This is a genomic window from Mycolicibacterium aurum (genome assembly GCF_900637195.1).
GTDB lineage: Bacteria > Actinomycetota > Actinomycetes > Mycobacteriales > Mycobacteriaceae > Mycobacterium > Mycobacterium aurum.
In genome coordinates this window covers 2,656,118-2,677,631 of record NZ_LR134356.1, presented here as the reverse complement: position 1 = coordinate 2,677,631, position 21,514 = coordinate 2,656,118, and the positions used below count along the sequence as shown (strand labels likewise).

Below are 21,514 nucleotides of genomic sequence, written 5' to 3'. Positions count from 1 at the left end.
TGCGCTTGTTCGCAGAATGAACCGGTCGCGAATAGATAATGGCAGCAACGCATTACGCAGCATGAGCCGTCCCTGTGCCCACGGCCGCGTGGACGAAGCAGAAACACCGGCCGCGGCGCACCAGACGGCCAGCAGCAAATGTTGGCGCTGACCGGTACGAGCTCTCCGGGCGTGTGACGAGCCGCTGCCCGCGTCGCGAGACACTAACCGGTTCCCACGCAGATGTGGGCGCTACGTCGGCGCGAACCGGCGGCGACACACCGTCGAGCATGGTTAGGCTAACCTACACCAGGATTCAGTACGACCGGGAGTCCCGGTCACCTCACGCACGAGCGATAGGACGATGCCGCATGAGCCGGTTCAGGGTCGCCGGGTCTCTTGCCGCCACCGCCGGCCTCGCGGTGCTCGCCGCGCGTCACGGGCGTCGACCCGTCCCCGCTGCCCGGCGCGCCGCCGGTCCAGGTGCACCACCGGCTTCGGGGGACGGGCAGCCGCCGGCCGTTCCGCCGGAACGCCCCCTCGAATACGCCTCGGTCGCAGCGCACTTCGACGCGACCGCGCGCGCCAACGCCGACCGGGTGGCGCTGCGCACCGCGGCGCAGTCGACGTCCTACCGTCAGTTGCTCGCCGCAGCGCACGCCGCGCGGACAGCACAGTCACCACTAGCCCGGCTTCCGCGGGCCGCACTCGTCCCGGCGTCGCTCACCCCGGCAGCGGTCTCCACCATCCTCGGACTGTTCGCCCACGGCACCACCGTGGTCGCACTCGATCCCGAGATGCCCGCCAACCGGACGCGCAAGATCGCGGCCATCCTCAACGCCAACGGGTTCGAGGTGACAGCGGCGAGTGCCGCGACCGGCGCCTTCGACGCCGCGGACGAACCGACAGACGATGTGCGGTTGTGCGCGGGCGCGGGGATCGACGAGGTCACCAGCATCCAGTTCACCTCGGGATCCACCGGTACGCCCAAGGCCGTACTGCACACCAACGGGCTGTGGCTGGCCGACGCCCAACTGCTCAACGACCGCTTCGGCCTGGCCGACGGCCGCAGGGTTGCCCTGTGCATGCCGATCAGCTTCGCCGGCGGACTCAACGTCCTGATCGGCTCACTGCTCGGCGGGGCCGAGATCGTCGCCGTCGACCCCCGCGAGTACAGCGCGCCGGAGGCGCTCGATCGCATCCGTGCGGCAGACGCCCAGGTGATCACCTGTACGCCCTCGTTCGTGGACGCTCTGCACCGCGCCGCGGGCGGCACCACCTTGACACGTGTGGAACGCATCGTCACCACCGGGGAGCCCATCCAGGCGCGCCACGTCAGGCTCGGACGGGAACTGGCGCCACACGCCGTCATCACCAACTGGGCCGGCTCGACCGAGACGCTGGCCATCGCCAGCCATGACATCCCGCCGGGCGCACCCGCGCCACGTGGGGTGGTACCGGTCGGAATCCCGGCTCCGCACAAGAGGATCGACATCAGCGACGACGGAACCGTCTCCATCACCTCCCGCTACCTCGGCCGCGGGTATCTCGATCCGTCGGCGTCTGCTGCCACGTTCGTCGACAACGGGAACGCCACCACGACGTACGCGGGCGGCGACGCCGGACGCTGGGACGAGAACGGACACCTCGTGCTGTCCGGGCGCGCCGACTCATGCGTGAAGATCCGCGGCTACCTGGTGGAACCGGCCGAGATCGAGGCCGCGCTGGCGTCCTACGACGACATCCGTGAGGTCGTCGTGGTCGCCACCGCCGCGACGACGCACACGCCGACGCTGACCGCCTACGTCGCGCCGAGCGCGACCGAGAGGACTCCGTCGGCCGCCGATCTGCGCACCCGTTTGCATCGCGATCTGCCGCCGTGGATGGTGCCCGCCCACATCGAGATCCTCGCCGCGCTCCCCCGGGGCGACCGCGGCAAGGTGGACCGGTCGGCGCTGCCCGAACCGCGTCGCGTTCCCTTCCAATCCCCCTGCGGGTCCATCGAATCCGCGGTCGCGCGGGTGTGGTCCCGGGTATTGTGCGTCGATTCGGTGGGTCGCGACGACAGTTTCTACGCGCTCGGCGGTGATTCGCTGGCGGTGGCGCAGATGGTGGTGGACCTGCGGGAAAGCCACGGCATCGCGGTGCATCCGTCAGACCTCGCCGCCGCCCCCACGCTCGCGGACTTCGCGCGGAAGCTGGCCACGGACACCCGGGCCGACCCGTCCGCCAAGCCGACGACGGTCGCTCTGCGCCCGCTGTCGGACGACACCCTGGGCCCTCCGCTGTTCTGCTTCACCGGGGCGGGCGCGTCGGCGCTGTGCTTCGTTCCGTTCGCCGAGCGGATGGGCGAGCAGACCGCCGTCTACACGTTCGAGCCAAGCGGGTTGACCCGGGGCACCTTCCCGGATTGGTCGATAGCGCGTGCGGTACAACGACATTGGGAGGACCTACGGCGTATCCAGCCGCACGGCCCCTACACGCTGATCGGCCACTCGCTGGGGGCGCACATCGCACTGGAAACGGCCCGGCGGCTCGAGGCGGTGGGCGAGACCGTCGACATGGTGGTCCTGCTCGACCCGTGGCTCTCACCCCGGGTGGCCCACGACGCACGCCGGGAGCTTCCCGGGGCGACCGTCACCCTGCAGACGGACGAGGCGAACAGCCGCCGAACCTGGTGGGAGAGGCAGAAAACGGTCCCGCTGGCCGGGTTGTTCTCCGGCGATCATCACCGCAAGACCCGCGCCGTCGAGGAAGCCGGGATGATCGCCGGGTACCGGCACCGGCCACTGCCGTGGGGCGGGCGCGCCCTGCTGATTCTGAGCCACCTCAACAGAGACGATCCGCGGCTGTGGACGCGGGTGCTGACCGGCGATGTGCAGACCCGGGTGCTCGAATGCGATCACCACTCGGTGGTGCGCACCCCGCACATCGATGCCGTCGTGGACTGCATCATGGACTCTCGCGCTTGTCGTCGGTGAACAGCGGCGCCCGCCCGTCCTTGCGCGCCGCGACAGCCTCTTCGAAATTGCTGGTCAGCAGCCGAATATAGAGCTGTCCGAGTCCCTCGGCCTGCATGTGTGACTCCAGCGAGCCGGCGTCGAGGCCACTCCAGAGTGTGCGCTTGGTCAGCTCGGTTCCCGGCCGGGAGAACGCTGCGATGCGTTCCGCGATCGCATAACAGGTGTCCAGCAACTCCTCGGGCGGCACGTGCCGGGACACCAACCCGATGCGAGCGGCCTCCTCGGCATCGACATCGCGTCCGGTCAGCATGATCTCGAACGCCCGGGAGCTGCCGATGGCCCGTGGCAGCAGGTAACTCAGCCCCAGCTCGCTGGCGGTCAGACCGTTGTTGATGCCGGCGGCGCGGAAGTACGCGTCCGTGGCGGCGACGCGGATGTCGGCCGCGAGGGCCAGGCAGAGTCCTCCCCCGATGGCGGCACCGTTGACCGCGGCGATGACGGGCTGGTGCAGCTTCCTCAGCGCGAGGATGACGTCGTCGAGAATCTCCATGGAGCGAAGACCGAAGGTCGGTCTCGTGAGACCGTCGACATGGGGCACCGACCCTGCCGACTTGTGATCGGCACCGGAGGAGAATCCGCGTCCCGCGCCGGTGAGCACCACCGCGCGGACGTCGTTGTCATGGCTGATCTCGTCGAGGGCCGCCTTGAGCGGGACCATGACGTCGAACGCCATCGAGTTCATCCGCTCCGGCCGGTTCAGCGTCACCAGCGCCACAGCGGGTCGCGGATGCTCGACGAGGACGAACTGTTCGGTACCGGTCACGGGAGCACGTTAGCGCGTGACCGGGACGCGTTCTCAGGCCTGCTCGGGCCCGGCCTGCTCCGACGCGACAGCCGCGTCGATGTCGAACTCCTTGACCTTCTGGATCAGATCTTCCAGCGCGGCCGGCGGAAGGGCGCCAGCCTGGTTGAACACCAGCTTGCCCTTCTTGAACGCCATCAGCGTCGGGATCGACCGGATGTCCGCGGCGGCGGCGAGCTGTTGCTCGGCCTCGGTGTCGACCTTGGCGTACACCACGTCGGGGTGTTTCTCCGACGACGCGGCGAATGTCGGCGCGAACGCCTTACACGGTCCGCACCAGGATGCCCAGAAATCCACCAGCACGATCTCGTTGTCGTTGATGGTGTTGTTGAACTGTTCTGCGGTGATGTCTTGAGTAGCCACGTAACCCTCAACGCTTCGTCCGTCGGTGATGTTCCTCCGAGAGCGTAAGCGAGATCTCGGCTAGGCGGTCGAGCCGGCGGCAGACAGGACGAGGCCGACCGCGGCGTCGATGACGTCGTCACTGGGCAGGGTGCCGAACATCAGGGTCGGGCAGGCGACCACGCCGGTGAGCATCGACACCGCGGCGTCAAGTTCCGCCCCGTCGAGAATCTCGCTCAGCATGACCCGCAACGGCCGCTGGCCGTCGCCGTTGATCCGGTCGCGGACCTGCGCCATCTCCTCCGCCGACGCCCACTGAGCCATCACCGACAGAATGTGGTCGAGCCGCAGATCGATCACCGCCTGCCGGAAGACCCGGAGCTCCCCGATGATGTCGACGCGGAGGTTCCCGGAGCGTTCCTGATGAGGCATCTCGCCGAGAGCGTCGAGCGCCAACATGATCAGGTCGAGCCTGGCGGGCCAATGCGAGTACAGGGTGGTCTTCGAGTATCCCGCCATCTCGGCGAGGTGGGCGTGGGTCAGCGCCTCACATCCTTCGTCGACGAGCACCTTGAGCGCTGCCCGGCTGACGTCGGCGCGGGTTCGACCGACGCGGGCGTCCTGGCTCGCTGGCGGTGCTGCGCGATCGGCCGGTGCCACGGTCACCTCCTGCCGATTCTTCGCTTACCACGTCGACTTACCAAGCCGACAAAAAGTTATCTAATGGACATTTAGTCCAATAGTGGTAGACAAATCCAGAGATGAACGTTTTGATCAGTACTGTACTGACAATCCACTAATTCCGCGGGAGAAGCGCGGGTTTCACCGACTGGCCGACGCATCCCTGAACCGGCCGTCACGGAAGGATTCACATGTCCGCACTCCTCTTCGGCTCCATCAGCACCCTTGCCGACACGTCCGAACTGCAGCGTCGCGCCTTCAACGAGGCGTTCGAGGCGCACGGGCTGGAATGGAACTGGTCGCGCGAGGACTACGCCGCGATGCTCGGCAGCAACGGAGGCCAGGACCGCATCGCCGAGTTCGCGAAGGGCCGCAACGAAGACGTGGACGCGGCGGCGGTCCACGCCACGAAGTCGTCGATCTTCCAGGAGCTCCTGGGCACGTCGGGAGTGTCGGCCCGGCCCGGGGTCATCGAGACGGTGCAGCGCGCCAAGCGCGACGGACTCCGCCTCGGGTTCGTCACCACGACGTCGGCGGACAACATCGCCGCGCTGCTCGGCGCGCTCGCCCCCGACGTCACCGCCGAGACGTTCGACATCGTCGTCGACGGCTCGGCGGTGACCTCGGGGAAGCCCGATCCCGAGGTATATCGCTACGCGCTTGCGCAGCTCGGCGAGGACGCAGGCGACACCGTCGCCATCGAGGACAATCCCGGCGGCGTCCGCGCGGCCACCGGCGCGGGCATCTCCTGCGTGGCCTTTCCGAACGAGAACACCGCCGAGGGTGACTTCGGCGGCGCGGCGGCGACGGTGGATGCACTCGACGCCGACCACGTGGTCTCGCTGTTGAAGTCCTGATTCCGCCCCCACCGTCCACGGCGTACAACGCCCACACCAGGAGAACCGAATGAGCACGACGAAAGCCCGAGTCACCGTGTCGGACAGTGTCTTTCACGTCGAGGGTTACGAGAAGATCGAGTACGACCTGCAGTACGTCAACGGCGTCTTCGATCCCGAGAACACCTCGCTGGCCGACTGTTACCGGACCTACGGCCGCACACTGATGGTCATCGACGAATCGGTGTACACGCTGTACCGCACGCAGATCGACGCCTACTTCCAGCGGCACGGAATCGACTTGACGGTCGTTGCGATTCAGATCCGGGAGACCGCCAAGTCGCTGGCCACGTTCGAGCGCATCGTGGAAGCGTTCGACGCCTACGGCCTTGTCCGCACGGAGCCGGTGCTCGTCGTCGGCGGTGGTCTCACCACCGACGTCGCCGGCTTCGCATGCGCCAGTTACCGGCGGAACACCCCCTACATCCGCATCCCGACCACGCTCATCGGGCTGATCGACGCCAGCGTGTCGATCAAGGTGGCGGTCAACTTCGGCAAGCACAAGAACCGGCTCGGCGCCTACCACGCGTCGCAGAAGGTGTTCCTCGACTTCTCGTTCCTGCGAACGCTTCCCGAGGATCAGGTGCGCAACGGCATGGCGGAGCTGATCAAGATCGCCGTCGTCGGAAACACGGAGATCTTCGACCTGCTCGAAACACACGGGCCGGACCTGCTGCGGACCCGGTTCGGCCACCTCGACGGCACCCCCGAACTGCGCAGCGCCGGTGACCGTCTGACCTTCCAGGCCATCGCGACGATGCTGGAATTGGAGGCCCCGAATCTGCACGAGATCGACCTGGACCGGGTGATCGCCTTCGGCCACACCTGGAGTCCCACGCTGGAGCTGACGCCGGAGCGGCCGTTCTTCCACGGCCACGCCATCAACATCGACATGGCGCTGTCGACGACGCTGGCCGAGCAGCGCGGCCATCTGGCCACCGCCGACCGTGACCGGGTGCTCGGGGTCATGAGCGCACTCGGCCTGGCACTCGACAGCGAGTACCTGACACCCGAGCTGCTGGCGTCGGCGACGGACTCGATCCTCAAGACGCGAGACGGCTTGCTGCGTGCCGCCATTCCCGATCCGATCGGCCGGTGCCGGTTCCTCAACGACGTCACCGTGGAGGAGCTGGCCGACACGTTGACCCTGCACAAGAAGTTGTGCCTGGAGTTCGAGCGGGCGGGTGAGGGCGTGGACGTCTTCGCCCCGGTCGACTCGGATGCGCATCGGTGAGCGGACCCGCGGTGGCGCCGCAGGTCCCCGCTGCCGCCCGCCCGGTGACACCCACCACCATCCTCGCCGCCGAACTCGACGCGGTGTGCGACGAGCTGGACGGTGTCGCCGGCGTTCCCGCGCCGGTGACAGCACGGTTGCGGCGAATCCGCGACCTGGCGGTGGGTCTGGACTCCTACGTCGGGGAGTGCACGACGCCGGAGTCGGCTGACCTTGCACGGCTGGCCAGACGCACCGCCGCCACCGACTGGGCGCATCGGGACGCGCCCCCGCAGTCCGTGTTCCTGGAACAGGAGATGCTGTCCGGCCACGTCGAGGGTCAGGCACTGAAGTTCCTGGTCCGGCTCAGCGGCGCCACGCGGGTGCTGGAGATCGGGATGTTCACCGGCTACTCGGCCCTGGCGATGGCCGAGGCCCTGCCGGCCGGCGGGTCGGTGCTGGCGTGCGAGGTCGACGCGGAGGTGGCCCGATTCGCGCGGGAGTGTTTCGACGAGTCCCCGGTCGGTGACCGCATCTCCATTGCGGTGGGTCCCGCGATGGACACGCTGCGCGCGCAGGCCGAATCGTTCGACGGTGTGCCGTTCGACTTCGTGTTCATCGACGCCGACAAGGCCGGATATCGAGGCTACCTCGACTTCCTGCTGGACAGCCCGCTGTTGGGGCCCGACGCGGTGATCGCCGTCGACAACACCCTGATGCAGGGTCAGCCCTACACCGGAGGCGAACGCTCACCCAACGGTGAGGCCATCGCGGACTTCAACCGCGCCGTCGCCGACGACCCGCGGGTGGAGCAGGTGCTCATCCCCCTGAGAGACGGAGTGACGTTGATCCGGCGGGTCTCGGGGTGACGGTGCTGCGCCGCAGCCCACCCGTCACCGCCGCGACGAGGTCCGGCGGGTCCGCCGGGACCCCTCGTACGCTGCTGGCATTGGCCGCCCTGACCCTGACACTGCCTGTCGACGCCGCGCTCGTGTGCCTGGCGTTACTGCGGCGGAGCCGGAAACCCTTGTCCGCCGGCGGTGCCGGGCCACCGGTCACCGTGTTGATCACCGGTGGCAAGATGACCAAGGCGCTCCAGTTGGCCCGCTCGTTCCACGCCTGCGGGCACCGGGTCATCCTGGTGGAGTCGGCGAAGTACCGATTCACCGGTCACCGTTTCTCCCGCGCGGTCGACGCCTTCCACGTGGTTCCCGAGCCCACCCACGCGAACTACGCACGGGCCCTTGCCGATATCGTCCGGCGCGAAGCGGTGGACGTCTTCGTGCCGGTCTCCAGCCCGGCAGCCAGCGTGCACGACGCCGACGCCGGTGACGTGCTGAGCGGACTCTGCGAAGTGCTGCATGTCGACCCGCAGACCGTACGCACCCTGGACGACAAATCCGAATTCTCCCGGCTGGCAGCCTCTCTGGGGCTGCGGGTGCCCGATTCACGCCGGATCACCGACGCCAGCGAGATCGAGGAGTTCGACTTTCCGGGCGACCGCACCTATATCCTCAAGCGCATCGCCTACAACCCCGTGGGCCGGATGGATCTGACCCCACTGTCAGCGGCGACGCCCCAGCGCAACGTCGAGTTCGCGCGTTCTCTCGGCATCACCGCACAGGACCCCTGGATCCTGCAGGAATTCGTGACCGGGCAGGAGTACTGCACACACAGCACCGTCCGCGACGGCGCCGTCCTGGTGTACGGATGTTGTGAATCGTCGGCGTTCCAGGTCAATTACGCCCACGTCGACAAGCCCGAGATCACGGACTGGGTACGACGATTCGCCGGCGCGTCGGGTCTCACCGGCCAGGTGTCGTTCGATTTCATCGAGGCCGCCGACGGCCACGCCTACGCGATCGAGTGCAACCCGCGCACGCACTCGGCCATCACGATGTTCTACGACGACCCGCGGGTGGCTCCGGCCTACCTGGGCGACGGGCACACCATGATCGTTCCGTCGCCCCGGGCGCGGCCGACCTACTGGATCTACCACGAGTTGTGGCGCCTTCTGCGCGAACCCGATCGGCGACGGCGGTTGCGCACCATCCGGGCCGGCAAGGACGCGATCTTCGACTGGAACGATCCGCTGCCCTACCTCATGGTCCATCATCTCCAGATTCCGTCGCTGCTCGTACACAACCTCCGGGCCAGGCGTGGATGGAGCCGCATCGATTTCAACATCGGCAAGCTCGTCGAACCGGGCGGTGACTGAGGTGTCGTTGCAGACCGTGCTGCACCTCGTCGGGTCGCCCGTCGACGAGTTCCACGCCGAGCTGTCGCGGCTGTACGCGGGTGCGAGCATCGCCGCGCTGGACGATCCGCGCCGCTACCGAACCCGTATCGCGTACGTCGCTCCCGGGGGCCGCTGGTGTTTTCCCGACGACCTCTCGCCCGAGGGGCTGTCGGCGGCGGTCGATATGTCACTGCCGCAGGCTCTCTCACACATCGACCAGTTGTCGGTCGACGTGATGGTGCCGCAGATGTTCTGCCTGCCCGGGATGACGGCGTACCGGTCGCTGTTCGACGTCCTCGGTGTGCCGTACCTGGGCAGCAGCGGTGACGTGATGGCCATCGGCGCCGACAAGGCAAGGACGCGCGCCATCGTCGGCGCTGCAGGCGTCAGCGTCCCGGAAGGACGCATTGTGCGGGACCGCACCCGCACCGACCTGACGTACCCGGTGGTGGTCAAACCGGTGTCGGCGGACAACTCCGTGGGGGTCTCCTACGTGCGGTGCGACGAAGACTACGGGCCCGCGGTCGACGACGCACTGGCCTACGGCGACGGTGCACTGGTCGAGTCCTACGTCGAATTGGGCCGGGAAGTGCGGTGCGGCATCGTCGTTCGCGACGGCAACCCCGTCTGCCTTCCACTCGAGGAGTACACCGTCGACGCCACGACGAAGCCGATCCGCACGCGTGAGGACAAGCTGGCCCGCACCGACACGGGGGCGCTGTATCTGGTGGCCAAGGACGACGATCACGCGTGGACGGTGCCGGTCGAGGATCCTGTGACCGAGCGGGTGTGGGACGCCGCCCTCGCGTGCCATGACGCGCTCGGATGCCGGCAGTACAGCCTGTTCGATTTCCGCATCGACCCGCACGGCCGGCCGTGGTTCCTGGAAGCCGGGCTGTACTGCTCGTACGCGCCGGGCAGTGTGGTCGTCACCATGGCACGCGCGGCCGGAATCGGTCTGGACCAGTTGTTCGCCGACGCACTGGCTGAACTCGACCGAGGCAGGACAGCGTGCGCGTCACCGTCCTGAACCCGTTGGGCGCCAACGTGACCGGGGTCCGTGTCGATTCTCTGGACCGTCGGCACGTGAGCCGGCTGCGTGAGCTGCTGGCCGACCACGGCGTCCTGATCCTGCGCAACCAGGCGGCCGACGATGACGCGCTTGTGCGGTTCCTTCGTAGTTTCGGCGACATCGTCTTCACCACAGGCGAGACGCCGGTGCCCACCCATCCCGAGTTGAACGTGGTCAGCAATGTGGGCCGCAGCCGTCCCCCGCGGTCGAGTTTCCACGTCGACACCAGCTATGTGCGCGTGCCGCCCGCCTACACCGCGCTGCGCGCGGTGGCGATACCCGCCCGGGGTGGCCAGACGCTGTTCAGCAACCAGTACCGGGCCGGTGACACGCTGCCCGAAGATGTCCGGGCCGACCTGGCGGGGCGCGTCGTGACCCATGTGGCGACCGGTGTCTCTCTGAGCGAGGACGACGAGTCACGCGCCGAGCACCAGCTGCTGCGACGACATCCGGTCAACGGCCGGACCTCGCTGTATCTGTCGACGCCGAAACGGTGTATCTCGATCAGCGGCATGTCACCGGAGCAGTCGGCGCGGACGATCGCGAACCTGTTCGAGATGTCCACCCGCCCCGACAACGTTCTTCGGCACGAGTGGTCCGCCGGCGATGTCGTGATATGGGACAACCGCTGTGTGATGCACCGGGCGGACCATTCCGGCGTCGTCGGCGACAGGGTGATGCACCGCGGCATGGTGACCGACGCGGGCGCCCCTCCGAGACCTAGACCGTGAAGCCCAGCGCCCTCAGTTGTTCGCGGCCGTCATCGGTGATCTTGTCGGGGCCCCACGGCGGGTTCCACACCCAGTTGATCTTGATGTCGTTGACCAGGCTGGCGCCGACAAGCGCCGTGCGGGTCTGGTCCTCGATCACGTCGGTCAACGGGCAGGCTGCCGAGGTGAGGGTCATGTCGATCAGCGCGACCTGACCGGCGTCGCCGTCCTCGACCCCTACGCCGTAGACGAGGCCGAGGTCCACGACATTGATCCCGAGCTCGGGATCGACGACGTCGCGCATGGCCTCCTCGATGTCGGCGAGCAGCTCGTCATTGGGTGCAGTCATCAGTTCTCCTCAGGACTATCAGTCGTGTGAGCATCGGCCAGCGCCGCTTTGAACGCTGTCCAGCCCAGCAACGCACACTTGACCCGTGCCGGGTACTTGGAAACCCCGGCGAAGGCGATGCCGTCGCCCAGTACATCTTCGTCGCCGTCGATCTTTCCGCGGGACGACACCATCTCCGAGAACGCCGCCACCGTCTTGAGCGCATCCCCGACACTCTGTCCGATCACCTGGTCGGTGAGCACCGACGTGGACGCCTGGCTGATCGAACATCCCTGGCCGTCGTAGGAGATGTCGGTGACGGTGTCGCCGTCGTCAGAGAGCGACACCCGCAGCGTGACTTCATCGCCACACGTGGGATTGACGTGGTGCACCTCGGCGGCGAACGGTTCCCGCAGTCCCCGCCGGTGCGGGTGCTTGTAGTGGTCCAGGATCACTTCCTGGTAGATCTGCTCGAGCCGCATCGTGGATACCTACCCGAAGAACTCGACGGCCCGGCGCACGCCCGACACCAACCGGTCCACTTCGTCGGTCGTGTTGTACACCGCGAACGACGCGCGCGCGGTGGCGGCGATGCCGAACCTGCGGTGCAGCGGCCACGCGCAGTGATGCCCCACCCGGACCGCCACTCCGTCGTCGTCGAGCACCTGGCCCACGTCATGGGCGTGCACACCGTCGACCACGAAAGACACCGGCGAGCCACGGTCTTCCATCGAGGCAGGCCCGATGATCCGGACACCCTCGATACCCGCAAGCCCGTCCAACGCGGCAGCCACCAGGTCGCGCTCGTGTTGCTCGACCGCGGTCATCCCGATGTCGCGCAGATACCGCGCGGCGGCACCGAGGCCGACGACCTGCGACGTCATCGGCGTGCCCGCCTCGAACCGCTGGGGTGCAGGCGCGTAGGTGGTGGTCTCCATCGTGACGGTTTCGATCATCGATCCGCCGGTCAGGAACGGGGGCAGGGCGTTCAATAGGTCACGCCGGCCGTACAGCACGCCGATACCCGTGGGCCCCAGCATCTTGTGCCCGGAGAACGCCGCGAAGTCGACGCCGAGGCCGTGGAAGTCGACCGGCTGATGCGGAACCGACTGGCACGCGTCCAGCACCACCAGCGCCCCGACCGCCTTGGCCCGGGCGACAAGCTCGGCCACCGGCGCAATGGCACCGGTCACGTTCGAATGATGGCTGAAGGCAACGACTTTGACGCGTTCGTCGAGCTGCAGCGAATCGAGATCGATGCGGCCGGAATCGGTGACGCCGTACCACTTCAGTGTCGCGCCCGTGCGCCGCGCCAGCTCCTGCCAGGGCACCAGGTTGGCGTGATGTTCGAGTTCGGTGGTGACGATGACGTCGCCCGGCCCGACGGCATTCTCGAACCGGCTGTCGCCCAACGCATACGAGACCAGATTGATGGCCTCGGTGGCGTTCTTGGTGAACACCAGCTCGTCGGCGTCGGCGCCGACGAACGCCGCGATGTCCGCACGCCCCTGCTCGTAGGCGTCGGTCGACTCCTCCATGAGCTGGTGCGCTCCCCGGTGCACGGCGCCGTTGGAGTTGAGCAGGAAGTCCCGCTCGGCGTCGAGCACAGCCAGCGGCTTCTGCGACGTCGCTCCGGAGTCGAGGTAGGCCAGTTGCGAACCGCCGCGCATCACCCGACTCAGGATCGGGAAATCCGCCCTGATAGCAACCAGATCCACTGTCTGCGCGGCCGTCACGTCAGGCTCCTGCGGATGCAGCCTGTGTGAAGCGCTCGTATCCGTTCTGCTCGAGCTCGTCGGCGAGTTCGGGCCCGCCGGATTCGATGATCCGGCCGTCGAAGAACACGTGCACGAACTGCGGCTGGATGTAGCGCAGGATGCGGGTGTAGTGGGTGATCAGCAGGACGCCCGCGTGCTCGGCCTCGGCGTAACGGTTGACGCCCTCGCTGACGACGCGCAGTGCGTCGACGTCGAGCCCCGAGTCGGTCTCGTCGAGGATCGCGATCTTCGGCTTGAGCAGGCCCAGCTGCAGGATCTCGTGGCGCTTCTTCTCGCCGCCGGAGAAACCTTCGTTGACACTGCGCTCGGAGAACGCCGGGTCGATGCCCAGATCGCTCATGGCGGTCTTGACCTCTTTGACCCAGTGCCGCAGCTTGGGCGCCTCGCCCCGCACGGCGGTGGCGGCGGTGCGCAGGAAGTTCGACATCGACACCCCCGGCACTTCGATCGGGTACTGCATGGCCAGGAACAGGCCGGCGCGGGCGCGTTCGTCGATGCTCATCTCGAGGACGTCTTCGCCGTCGAGGGTGATCGAACCGGACGTCACGGTGTACTTCGGATGTCCGGCGATGGCGTAGGACAGCGTGGACTTGCCGGAACCGTTGGGCCCCATCACCGCGTGGGTCTCCCCCGACTTCACGGTGAGGTTGACGCCCTTGAGGATCGGGATGTCGGTCCCGTCCTCGGCAGAGACGACGCTGACGTGGAGATCCTTGACTTCAAGAGTGGTCATTACTGGGCTGCTTTCGATTCCGTGATAGCTAGTTCGCGTTCGATGGCGTCGGTGAGGCGCTCACGCACGGCGGGGACGGCGATCTTGGCGATGATCTCGCCGAAGAAACCGCGTACCACCAGGCGGCGGGCCTGGGCTTCGGGAATGCCCCGGCACATGAGGTAGAACAACTGCTCGTCGTCGAAACGTCCCGTGGCGCTGGCATGTCCGGCACCGACGATTTCGCCGGTCTCGATCTCCAGGTTCGGCACGGAATCGGCGCGGGCACCGTCGGTGAGTACCAGGTTCCGGTTCACCTCGAAGGTGTCGGTCCCGGTGGCAGCGGCGCGGATCAACACGTCGCCGATCCACACGGTGTGCGCATCGGGCTTGTCCGAATCCGGATCACCTTGCAGCGCACCCTTGTACAACACATCGGACTTGCAGTTCGGCTGCGCGTGGTCGACCAGGAGGCGCGACTCGAAGTGCTGGCCGTCGTCGGCGAAGTACGTGCCGAGCATCTTGGCGTCGCCGCCGGGCCCGGTGAAACGCACTGCGGCCGTGGTCCGCACGACGTCCCCGCCGAGCGTCACGTTGACGTGTCCCAACACCGCGTCCTTGCCGAGTTTCGCGTGGTGGGCACTGACATGCACCGTGTCGTCGGCCCAGTCGGCGATCCAGATCACGCCGAGGCCCGCCGAGTCACCGACGATGATCTCGACGTTGTCGGCGTAGGTTCCGCTGCCCCGCAGATCGACGACGACGATGGCGCGGGCCAGTTCTTCGACGCGGATCTGCAGGTGCCCGTACGCGACCTGGCCCTCACCGGGTCCGGTGATGCCGATCTCGATCGGTTCGGCCACCTCGGTGTTGCGCGCCACGGTGACGACCGTCGCGGAGTCGAACGCCGAAAACGCCTGGGCGGCAACGCGGTCGGAGGGCACCCCGCCCTGGCCGAGCCGTTGGTCGCCGCGCTGGACGGTGTCCACGGTGACGCCGGGACCCCCGTTGACCTCGATGGTCGCGGTACCCGTGGCGACCGCGGAGCCGTCGTGCAGACCACGCAGTCGCTTCAGCGGAGTGAACCGCCACAACTCGTCGCGGCCGCCGGGCACCTCGAAGGCATTGACATCGAAGGACGAGAACAGCTCGCCCTTGTTGCGGATGATCCCTTCGGCTGCTTCAGTCAGATTCTGAGTCACTGTTAACCGACCGCGCCTTCCATCTGCAGCTCGATCAGCCGGTTGAGCTCCAGCGCGTACTCCATCGGAAGTTCCTTGGCGATCGGCTCGACGAAGCCGCGCACCACCATGGCCATGGCCTCGTCCTCGGTCATGCCGCGGCTCATCAGGTAGAACAGCTGGTCCTCGCTGACCTTCGACACCGTGGCCTCGTGGCCCATCGTCACGTCGTCCTCACGGATGTCGACGTAGGGATAGGTGTCGGAGCGGCTGATCGTATCGACCAGCAGCGCATCACATTTGACACTCGACTTGGAGCCGTAGGCACCCTTGTTGATCTGAACCAGACCACGGTAGGACGCCCGGCCGCCGCCGCGGGCCACCGACTTGGACACGATGTTGGACGACGTGTGCGGTGCCAGGTGCAGCATCTTCGCGCCGGTGTCCTGGTGCTGCCCTTCGCCGGCGAATGCCACCGAGAGCACCTCGCCCTTGGCGTGCTCACCGGTCATCCAGACCGCGGGGTACTTCATCGTGACCTTGGAGCCGATGTTGCCGTCGACCCACTCCATGGTGGCGCCGGCCTCGGCCCGGGCACGCTTGGTGACCAGGTTGTAGACGTTGTTCGACCAGTTCTGAATGGTGGTGTACCGGCAGCGGCCGCCCGGCTTGACGATGATCTCGACGACGGCGCTGTGCAGCGAGTCGCTCTTGTAGATCGGCGCCGTGCAGCCCTCCACGTAGTGCACGTAGGCGTCCTCGTCGACGATGATCAGCGTCCGCTCGAACTGGCCCATGTTCTCGGTGTTGATCCGGAAGTAGGCCTGCAGCGGAATGTCGACGTGCACGCCCTTGGGCACGTAGATGAACGAGCCGCCCGACCACACCGCGGTGTTCAGTGCCGAGAACTTGTTGTCGCCGGCCGGGATCACCGTGCCGAAGTACTCCTTGAACAGCTCCGGGTGCTCCTTGAGCGCGGTGTCGGTGTCGAGGAAGATGACACCGAGCGCCTCCAGATCCTCGCGGATCGAGTGGTAGACCACCTCGGACTCGTACTGCGCGGCGACGCCGGAGACCAGGCGCTGCTTCTCCGCCTCGGGGATGCCGAGCTTGTCGTAGGTGTTCTTGATGTCGGCGGGCAGGTCGTCCCACGTGGCGGCCTGCTTCTCGCTGGAGCGCACGAAGTACTTGATGTTGTCGAAGTGGATGCCGTCGAGATCTGAGCCCCAGTTCGGCATCGGCTTCTTGCCGAAGGTGCGCAGCGCCTTGAGCCGGATGTCGAGCATCCACTCGGGCTCGCTCTTCTTGGCCGAGATGTCGCGGACCACGGCTTCGGACAGCCCCCGTTGCGCGCTGGCTCCCGCGACGTCGGAATCAGCCCAGCCATAGCCGTACTTGCCCAGGGAGGCGATGGTCTCCTCCTGGGTCAGCGCTTCTGGCTTGACCTCCGGTGTGAGTGTCATTGCGACACACTCCTTCTGCTGTTGTCGTGCCCCCGGCGTGGGCTGTGTGCCGGAGGGTTGTGCGTCTGGTCGTCTACCGTCCGGCCGGGCTCAGTGGGACGTGGGTGGTGCAGGCACAATCGCCGTTGACGATCGTTGCCAGTCGTTGGACGTGAGTACCCAGCACCTCGGCCATCGCCTGCTGTTCGGCCTCGCACAGCTCGGGGAACTCCTCGGCGACGTGCGAGACCGGGCAATGGTGCTGACAGATCTGGACACCGTTGGCGGGACCGGTGACACGCGTGGTGGTGGTGGCATAACCGGCGACACTGAGCGCGTCGGCGATCCGGTCGGCCGCTGCCTCCACGTCGTCGTCTGCGGGACCACCGGCGGGTTCGACCGTGGCGAGGATGGTGTCGATCCGCCTGCGGGCGAAGGTCCGGACGGCGTCGTCGCCACCGATCTCACGGAGCTGACGCATCGCCGCGGAGGCGAGGTCGTCGTAGGTGTGCTGGAGTTTCGCGCGGCCGGCGGCCGTCAGCTGATAGCGCTTGGCCGGCCTGCCCCGCCCCTCCTGCTGCCACGCGGCAGCAGCGTTGGCCTGCGCGTCCCCCGCGTCGATGAGGGCGTCGAGGTGCCTGCGCACGCCCGCGGCGGACAAACCGAGACGTTCGCCGATGTGGCCTGCGGTGGTGGGGCCGGATTCCAGCAGGAGCTTGATGATCGCGCCCCTGGTGTCACCGTCGGCAGCAACGGACGGCGCCGGCGTGGGCGCAGTCGAGTTGCCGGGACGGATTTTCACAACACCAGTGTGACGCAATTACCCAACCGGGTCCAGCAAGGGGACCCTTAGCGGCGGCGTCGCAATAGTCACACCGATTCTCCACGAATCCCGGGAATAGGCGACCGCTACGCTGCCTTCGTGGCAGCCCGCCAGCACTCCCTCAGCAGGTCGATCGCCGGCCTGCACGGCGATGAGCGCACCGTCGGTATCCCACTGCGCCGTGCCGAACTGGTCGCGATGCGCCGGACGCGCATCTTCGGAGCGACCGGCACGGTGCTGATGGCGATCGGTGCACTGGGCGCCGGGGCGCGACCGGTGGTCCAGGACCCGACCTTCGGCGTCCGGCTGCTCAATCTGCCGTCGCGCATCGCGACGGTTTCGCTGACGATGACGACAACCGGCGCGGTCATGATGGCCCTGGCCTGGCTGATGCTGGGCCGATTCACCCTCGGCGAACGCAAGATGACCCGCGGCCAGATCGACCACACCCTGCTGCTGTGGGCCATTCCGTTGCTGATCGCGCCGCCCATGTACAGCAAGGACGTCTACTCCTATCTGGCGCAGAGCGAGATCTCGCTGCAGGGCAACGATCCCTACAAGGTCGGACCCGCCCCGGGGCTGGGCCTCGACCATGTCTTCACGCTGTCGGTACCGAGCATGTGGCGGGACACCCCGGCCCCCTACGGACCGTTGTTCCTCTGGATCGGGCGCGGGATCTCGCAGTTGACCGGGGAGAACATCGTCGAGGCCGTGCTCTTTCACCGGCTGGTGGTGCTTCTCGGTGTCGGGATGATCGTCTGGGCCACTCCGCGCCTGGCCCGCCGCTGCGGGGTGGCCGAGGTCAGCGCGCTCTGGCTGGGGCCGGCCAACCCGTTGCTCTTCATGCACCTGGTCGCCGGTATCCACAACGAGGCCCTGATGCTGGGGCTGATGCTGGCGGGTACCGAGTTCGCGCTGCGCGGGATAGACGCGGCGGCGCCGCTGATCCCGCGCCCGCTGACCTGGCCGCGCGTCCGGGTCCAGTGGGCGCGGTGGTACCCGATGGCGGCATTGCTCACCGGGACCGTGCTCATCACGCTGTCCTCACAGGTCAAATTGCCGTCACTGCTGGCGCTGGGATTCGTCGCGATGGCGCTGGCGCACCGGTGGGGTGGCACCGTCAAGGCCCTGCTCATCGCCAGCGGTGCGCTGGGCGCGGTCGCGCTGGCAGTGATGGCCCTGATCGGCTGGGCCAGCGGGCTCGGCTTCGGCTGGTTGTTCACGCTCGGCACCGCCAACGTCGTGCGCAGCTGGATGTCTCCCCCCACCCTGCTCGCGCTGGGCACTGGGCAGATCGGGATTCTGCTCGGCCTGGGCGACCACACCACCGCGATCCTGGCGCTGACCCGCGCCATGGGTGTGAGCCTCATCGCGGTGATCGTCCTCTGGCTGCTGTTCGCGGTGCTGCGCGGCCGCCTCCATCCGGTCGGCGGCCTGGGCGTCGCGCTGGGCGCGACCCTGCTGCTCTTCCCCGTGGTGCAGCCGTGGTACGTGCTGTGGGCAATCATCCCGCTCGCGGCGTGGGCGACCCGGCCCCGCTTCCGGATCACCGCAATCGTCTTCACCCTGGTCGTCGGCATCTTCGGTCCGACGGCCAACGGTGATCGGTTCGCGCTGTTCCAGATCGCGCTGGCGACGTTGGCCAGCACCGTGATTCTGCTTCTGCTTGTCGGGCTGACCTATCGCAGGCTGCCGTGGCGGCCGCTGCCCGACGAGCCGCCCGAGGAACCCTCGCAGCCACCGGCGCCACCGACTGCGAAGCCCGACGCCTACGCTGAGTCTCCGTGACCTCCGTGCCCGCCCCGCCCGTGTTGCTGCGTGGGGTCAGCAAGCGGTACGGATCCACCACCGCCGTGGCGGACCTCGATCTCGACGTCCAGGCCGCGGAGGTGTTCGCGCTGCTCGGGCCCAACGGCGCGGGCAAGACGACGACCGTCGAGATGTGCGAGGGGTTCATGAAGCCGGACTCCGGTTCGATCCGGATCCTGGGCTTGGACCCGGTCGCCGACAACGCCGAGGTGCGGGCCCGGACCGGCGTGATGCTGCAGGGTGGCGGCGCCTATCCCGCTGCCCGCGCGGGCGAGATGCTCGACCTCGTCGCCTCGTACGCCGCGAACCCGCTCGATCCTCAATGGCTGCTGGACACACTGGGTCTGACCGACTCCGCCCGCACCACCTACCGGCGACTGTCGGGTGGACAGCAGCAACGACTCGCGCTTGCATGCGCCGTGGTGGGCCGTCCCGAGCTGGTGTTCCTCGACGAACCGACCGCGGGGATGGACGCGCACGCACGAATCGTGGTGTGGGAGTTGATCGACGCGCTGCGCCGCGACGGCGTGACGGTCGTGCTGACCACGCATCAGCTCGCGGAGGCCGAGGAACTCGCCGACCGGATCCTGATCATCGACAACGGAGCTGCGGTCGCGACCGGCACCCCCGCGGAACTGATGCGCAGCGGCGCCGAGAACCAGCTGCGGTTCCGTGCACCGCGGATGCTCGATCTTTCACTGCTCATCTCGGCGCTGCCGGAGGCCTACCGAGCGGTCGAGACCGCGCCGGGTGAGTATCTCGTGGAAGGGCACATCGACCCTCAGGTGCTTGCCACGGTCACCGCGTGGTGCGCCCGTCTGGACGTGCTCGCCACGGACATGCGGGTGGAGCAGCGCAGCCTTGAGGACGTGTTCCTCGAACTGACCGGACGGGAGCTACGGAAATGACTCCGCCGAATTCACGAGCGGCGGGAAACCGTTTCGCACCGGGGACGTTCACGCCCGACCCACGGCCTGCCGCGGTGCCGAAGATGCTGGCCGCCCAGTTCGGCCTCGAGATTCGCCTGCTTCTGCGCAACGGTGAGCAGCTGCTGCTGACGATGTTCATTCCGATCACGCTGCTGGTCGGCCTCACCCTGCTGCCGCTCGGATCGTTCGGGCCCGACCGGGCGGGCACCTTCGTCCCCGCGATCATGGCGCTGGCCGTGATCTCCACGGCGTTCACCGGCCAGGCGATCGCGGTCGCCTTCGACCGCCGCTACGGCGCGCTCAAACGCCTCGGCGCCACCGCCCTCCCGGTCTGGGGGATCATCGCGGGCAAGTCGCTTGCAGTGGTCTCGGTGGTGTTCCTCCAGTCGATCCTGTTCGGCGCCATCGGGTTTGCACTCGGCTGGCGTCCGCCGCTTGCGGGTCTGGCGCTGGGCGCCGTCATCATCGCGCTGGGCACCGCCGTGTTCGCCGCGCTCGGCCTCCTGCTCGGCGGGACGCTGCGCGCCGAGATCGTGCTGGCGATCGCCAACCTGTTGTGGTTCGTGTTCGCCGGCCTGGGCGCGCTGACGCTGGAGGGCGGCGCCGGTGGCGTGGTCCCGACCGCTGTGCAGTGGGTGGCACGGCTGACGCCGTCGGGTGCGCTCACCGAAGCCCTCTCCCGCGCGATGACGCTGTCAGTGGACTGGTTCGGCCTGGCCGTGCTGGCGGTGTGGGGCGCCGTCGCGGCGCTGTGCGCGCTGCGCTGGTTCAGATTCACCTGATCCGTCCTGCTCGGCCAGCCCCGGCAACAGGTGTTCCAGCCGGCCGACCTCTTCGATGTTGTGCGTGACCCACGCGCGCGCCTTCTCCGCCGGGAATCGCCGGTGCAGCATCCGGTTGACCGGCCACAGCAGCGGCGAGCGGACACCGAGATCCATCACCGTCACGTAATGGGCGCCGTCGGCGCCGGCGGACCAGGTGTGCTCGAGTTGGAAGACGGGCACGCCCGCGATCCGCAGCACCAGCCGGATCCCGGTCTCGTCGAGCTTCTCGACGCGCGCGACCTCGTCCACGGTGAACTCGGGCCGCGCACCGAGCGCCTCCACCATGTGGAACCGCGCCCCCTCCGCCGCCCCGCCGGCGGGCGCAGGACGGGCCAGCTCCCACCGGATGTGATCGATCGGATGCCAGGCAAGGTAGCGGTCGACAGTGGCGCCGCCGTACTTCATGGTCCCGCCGAGATGGGTGAACCAGTCGAGCAGCATCGCCGGGGTCACGCCGGCGAGGGGACGGTGATCGATGGTGATCCGGCGGCGACCACGGCCGCAGTCGGTGAACCGCACGTTCGCAGAGTCCACCGCGCGCATCGGATACAGGACGGGCAGGGCTGGCGACATCGGCATTGACATCAGAACCTCCAAGATACGTTTTCGTTTCTTATTCGCAGCCTAGGCTGCCGTGTTAAGATACGCAAGCGTTTCTTCAGGTGATCCGGCGCGACGAGCGCACGATTGATGACGAGAAACGGCCGAAATCCGTCAGACACCGTGCACTC

General features: G+C 67.6%; 21 protein-coding genes. 10 read left to right on the top strand and 11 right to left on the bottom strand.

Annotation, left to right across the window (positions count from 1 at the left end):
* The first annotated feature begins 350 nt into the window (after positions 1-350).
* Positions 351-2,960, top strand: coding sequence for an alpha/beta fold hydrolase (locus EL337_RS12820; protein WP_053086821.1), 2,610 nt, complete (start codon positions 351-353; stop codon positions 2,958-2,960).
* Here the strand turns inward: EL337_RS12820 and EL337_RS12815 are convergent.
* The 3 genes from EL337_RS12815 to EL337_RS12805 are packed head-to-tail and all read right to left on the bottom strand — an operon-like array spanning position 2,932 to position 4,806.
* On the bottom strand, positions 2,932-3,765 hold the full coding sequence (locus tag EL337_RS12815; protein WP_048631385.1) for an enoyl-CoA hydratase: 834 nt from the start codon (positions 3,763-3,765) through the stop codon (positions 2,932-2,934). The genes EL337_RS12820 and EL337_RS12815 overlap by 29 nt on opposite strands.
* A 33-nt stretch (positions 3,766-3,798) precedes the next feature.
* Positions 3,799-4,167 (bottom strand): thioredoxin, encoded by a 369-nt coding sequence (gene trxA, locus EL337_RS12810; protein ID WP_048631384.1) that lies wholly within the window; start codon positions 4,165-4,167, stop codon positions 3,799-3,801.
* Between the two features lie 60 nt (positions 4,168-4,227).
* Entirely contained in the window at positions 4,228-4,806 is a 579-nt protein-coding gene (locus EL337_RS12805; protein ID WP_157866301.1) for a TetR/AcrR family transcriptional regulator, read from the bottom strand.
* 212 nt (positions 4,807-5,018) lie between these two features.
* On the opposite strand from EL337_RS12805, the gene EL337_RS12800 reads away from it, so the two are divergent.
* The 6 genes from EL337_RS12800 to EL337_RS12775 are packed head-to-tail and all read left to right on the top strand — an operon-like array spanning position 5,019 to position 10,978.
* The gene (locus EL337_RS12800; RefSeq protein ID WP_048631382.1) at positions 5,019-5,684 is read left to right on the top strand and encodes an HAD family hydrolase; all 666 of its coding nucleotides are present in this window, start codon (positions 5,019-5,021) and stop codon (positions 5,682-5,684) included.
* A gap of 49 nt (positions 5,685-5,733) precedes the next feature.
* Positions 5,734-6,957: a sedoheptulose 7-phosphate cyclase gene (locus EL337_RS12795; RefSeq protein WP_048631381.1), complete on the top strand. Its 1,224-nt coding sequence runs from the start codon at positions 5,734-5,736 to the stop codon at positions 6,955-6,957.
* Positions 6,954-7,805: an O-methyltransferase gene (locus tag EL337_RS12790; protein ID WP_232786747.1), complete on the top strand. Its 852-nt coding sequence runs from the start codon at positions 6,954-6,956 to the stop codon at positions 7,803-7,805. Before EL337_RS12795 ends, EL337_RS12790 begins: the two co-directional genes overlap by 4 nt.
* Positions 7,802-9,154: an ATP-grasp domain-containing protein gene (locus EL337_RS12785; protein WP_232786746.1), complete on the top strand. Its 1,353-nt coding sequence runs from the start codon at positions 7,802-7,804 to the stop codon at positions 9,152-9,154. The genes EL337_RS12790 and EL337_RS12785 overlap by 4 nt, the downstream gene beginning before the upstream one ends.
* Before the next feature lies 1 nt (position 9,155).
* The gene (locus EL337_RS12780) at positions 9,156-10,205 is read left to right on the top strand and encodes a D-alanine--D-alanine ligase family protein (RefSeq protein WP_048631557.1); all 1,050 of its coding nucleotides are present in this window, start codon (positions 9,156-9,158) and stop codon (positions 10,203-10,205) included.
* Positions 10,187-10,978, top strand: coding sequence for a TauD/TfdA dioxygenase family protein (locus EL337_RS12775; RefSeq protein ID WP_048631380.1), 792 nt, complete (start codon positions 10,187-10,189; stop codon positions 10,976-10,978). The genes EL337_RS12780 and EL337_RS12775 overlap by 19 nt, the downstream gene beginning before the upstream one ends.
* Here the strand turns inward: EL337_RS12775 and EL337_RS12770 are convergent.
* From EL337_RS12770 to EL337_RS12740, 7 genes are all read right to left on the bottom strand, one after another.
* Complete coding sequence (locus EL337_RS12770; protein WP_048631379.1) at positions 10,968-11,306, bottom strand: metal-sulfur cluster assembly factor; 339 nt, start codon at positions 11,304-11,306, stop codon at positions 10,968-10,970. The two genes, EL337_RS12775 and EL337_RS12770, sit on opposite strands and share 11 nt — an antisense overlap.
* Positions 11,306-11,767 (bottom strand): Fe-S cluster assembly sulfur transfer protein SufU, encoded by a 462-nt coding sequence (sufU, locus tag EL337_RS12765; RefSeq protein ID WP_048631378.1) that lies wholly within the window; start codon positions 11,765-11,767, stop codon positions 11,306-11,308. The genes EL337_RS12770 and sufU overlap by 1 nt, the downstream gene beginning before the upstream one ends.
* 9 nt (positions 11,768-11,776) lie before the next feature.
* Positions 11,777-13,021, bottom strand: coding sequence for a cysteine desulfurase (locus EL337_RS12760; RefSeq protein WP_048631377.1), 1,245 nt, complete (start codon positions 13,019-13,021; stop codon positions 11,777-11,779).
* A 1-nt stretch (position 13,022) separates the two neighbouring features.
* The gene (sufC, locus tag EL337_RS12755; RefSeq protein ID WP_048631376.1) at positions 13,023-13,796 is read right to left on the bottom strand and encodes a Fe-S cluster assembly ATPase SufC; all 774 of its coding nucleotides are present in this window, start codon (positions 13,794-13,796) and stop codon (positions 13,023-13,025) included.
* Complete coding sequence (sufD, locus tag EL337_RS12750; protein WP_048631375.1) at positions 13,796-14,977, bottom strand: Fe-S cluster assembly protein SufD; 1,182 nt, start codon at positions 14,975-14,977, stop codon at positions 13,796-13,798. The genes sufC and sufD overlap by 1 nt, the downstream gene beginning before the upstream one ends.
* 2 nt (positions 14,978-14,979) lie before the next feature.
* A complete protein-coding gene (gene sufB, locus EL337_RS12745; RefSeq protein ID WP_048631374.1) occupies positions 14,980-16,419 on the bottom strand; it encodes a Fe-S cluster assembly protein SufB in 1,440 nt (479 codons plus the stop codon).
* 73 nt (positions 16,420-16,492) lie between these two features.
* A complete protein-coding gene (locus EL337_RS12740; RefSeq protein WP_048631373.1) occupies positions 16,493-17,218 on the bottom strand; it encodes a helix-turn-helix transcriptional regulator in 726 nt (241 codons plus the stop codon).
* Positions 17,219-17,320: 102 nt separating this feature from the next.
* Here EL337_RS12740 and mptB point away from each other — a divergent pair, with 102 nt between their 5' ends.
* Genes mptB through EL337_RS12725 form a run of 3 tightly spaced genes read left to right on the top strand, consistent with a single transcriptional unit; the run spans position 17,321 to position 20,741 of the window.
* On the top strand, positions 17,321-19,009 hold the full coding sequence (gene mptB / locus EL337_RS12735) for a polyprenol phosphomannose-dependent alpha 1,6 mannosyltransferase MptB (RefSeq protein ID WP_048631372.1): 1,689 nt from the start codon (positions 17,321-17,323) through the stop codon (positions 19,007-19,009).
* A 20-nt stretch (positions 19,010-19,029) separates the two neighbouring features.
* Entirely contained in the window at positions 19,030-19,938 is a 909-nt protein-coding gene (locus EL337_RS12730; RefSeq protein ID WP_170216958.1) for an ABC transporter ATP-binding protein, read from the top strand.
* Entirely contained in the window at positions 19,935-20,741 is an 807-nt protein-coding gene (locus EL337_RS12725; RefSeq protein ID WP_048631370.1) for an ABC transporter permease, read from the top strand. The genes EL337_RS12730 and EL337_RS12725 overlap by 4 nt, the downstream gene beginning before the upstream one ends.
* Here the strand turns inward: EL337_RS12725 and EL337_RS12720 are convergent.
* Positions 20,655-21,326, bottom strand: a complete 672-nt coding sequence (locus EL337_RS12720) for a hypothetical protein (protein WP_235666619.1) — start codon at positions 21,324-21,326, stop codon at positions 20,655-20,657. The genes EL337_RS12725 and EL337_RS12720 overlap by 87 nt on opposite strands.
* Between the last annotated feature and the right edge of the window lie 188 nt (positions 21,327-21,514).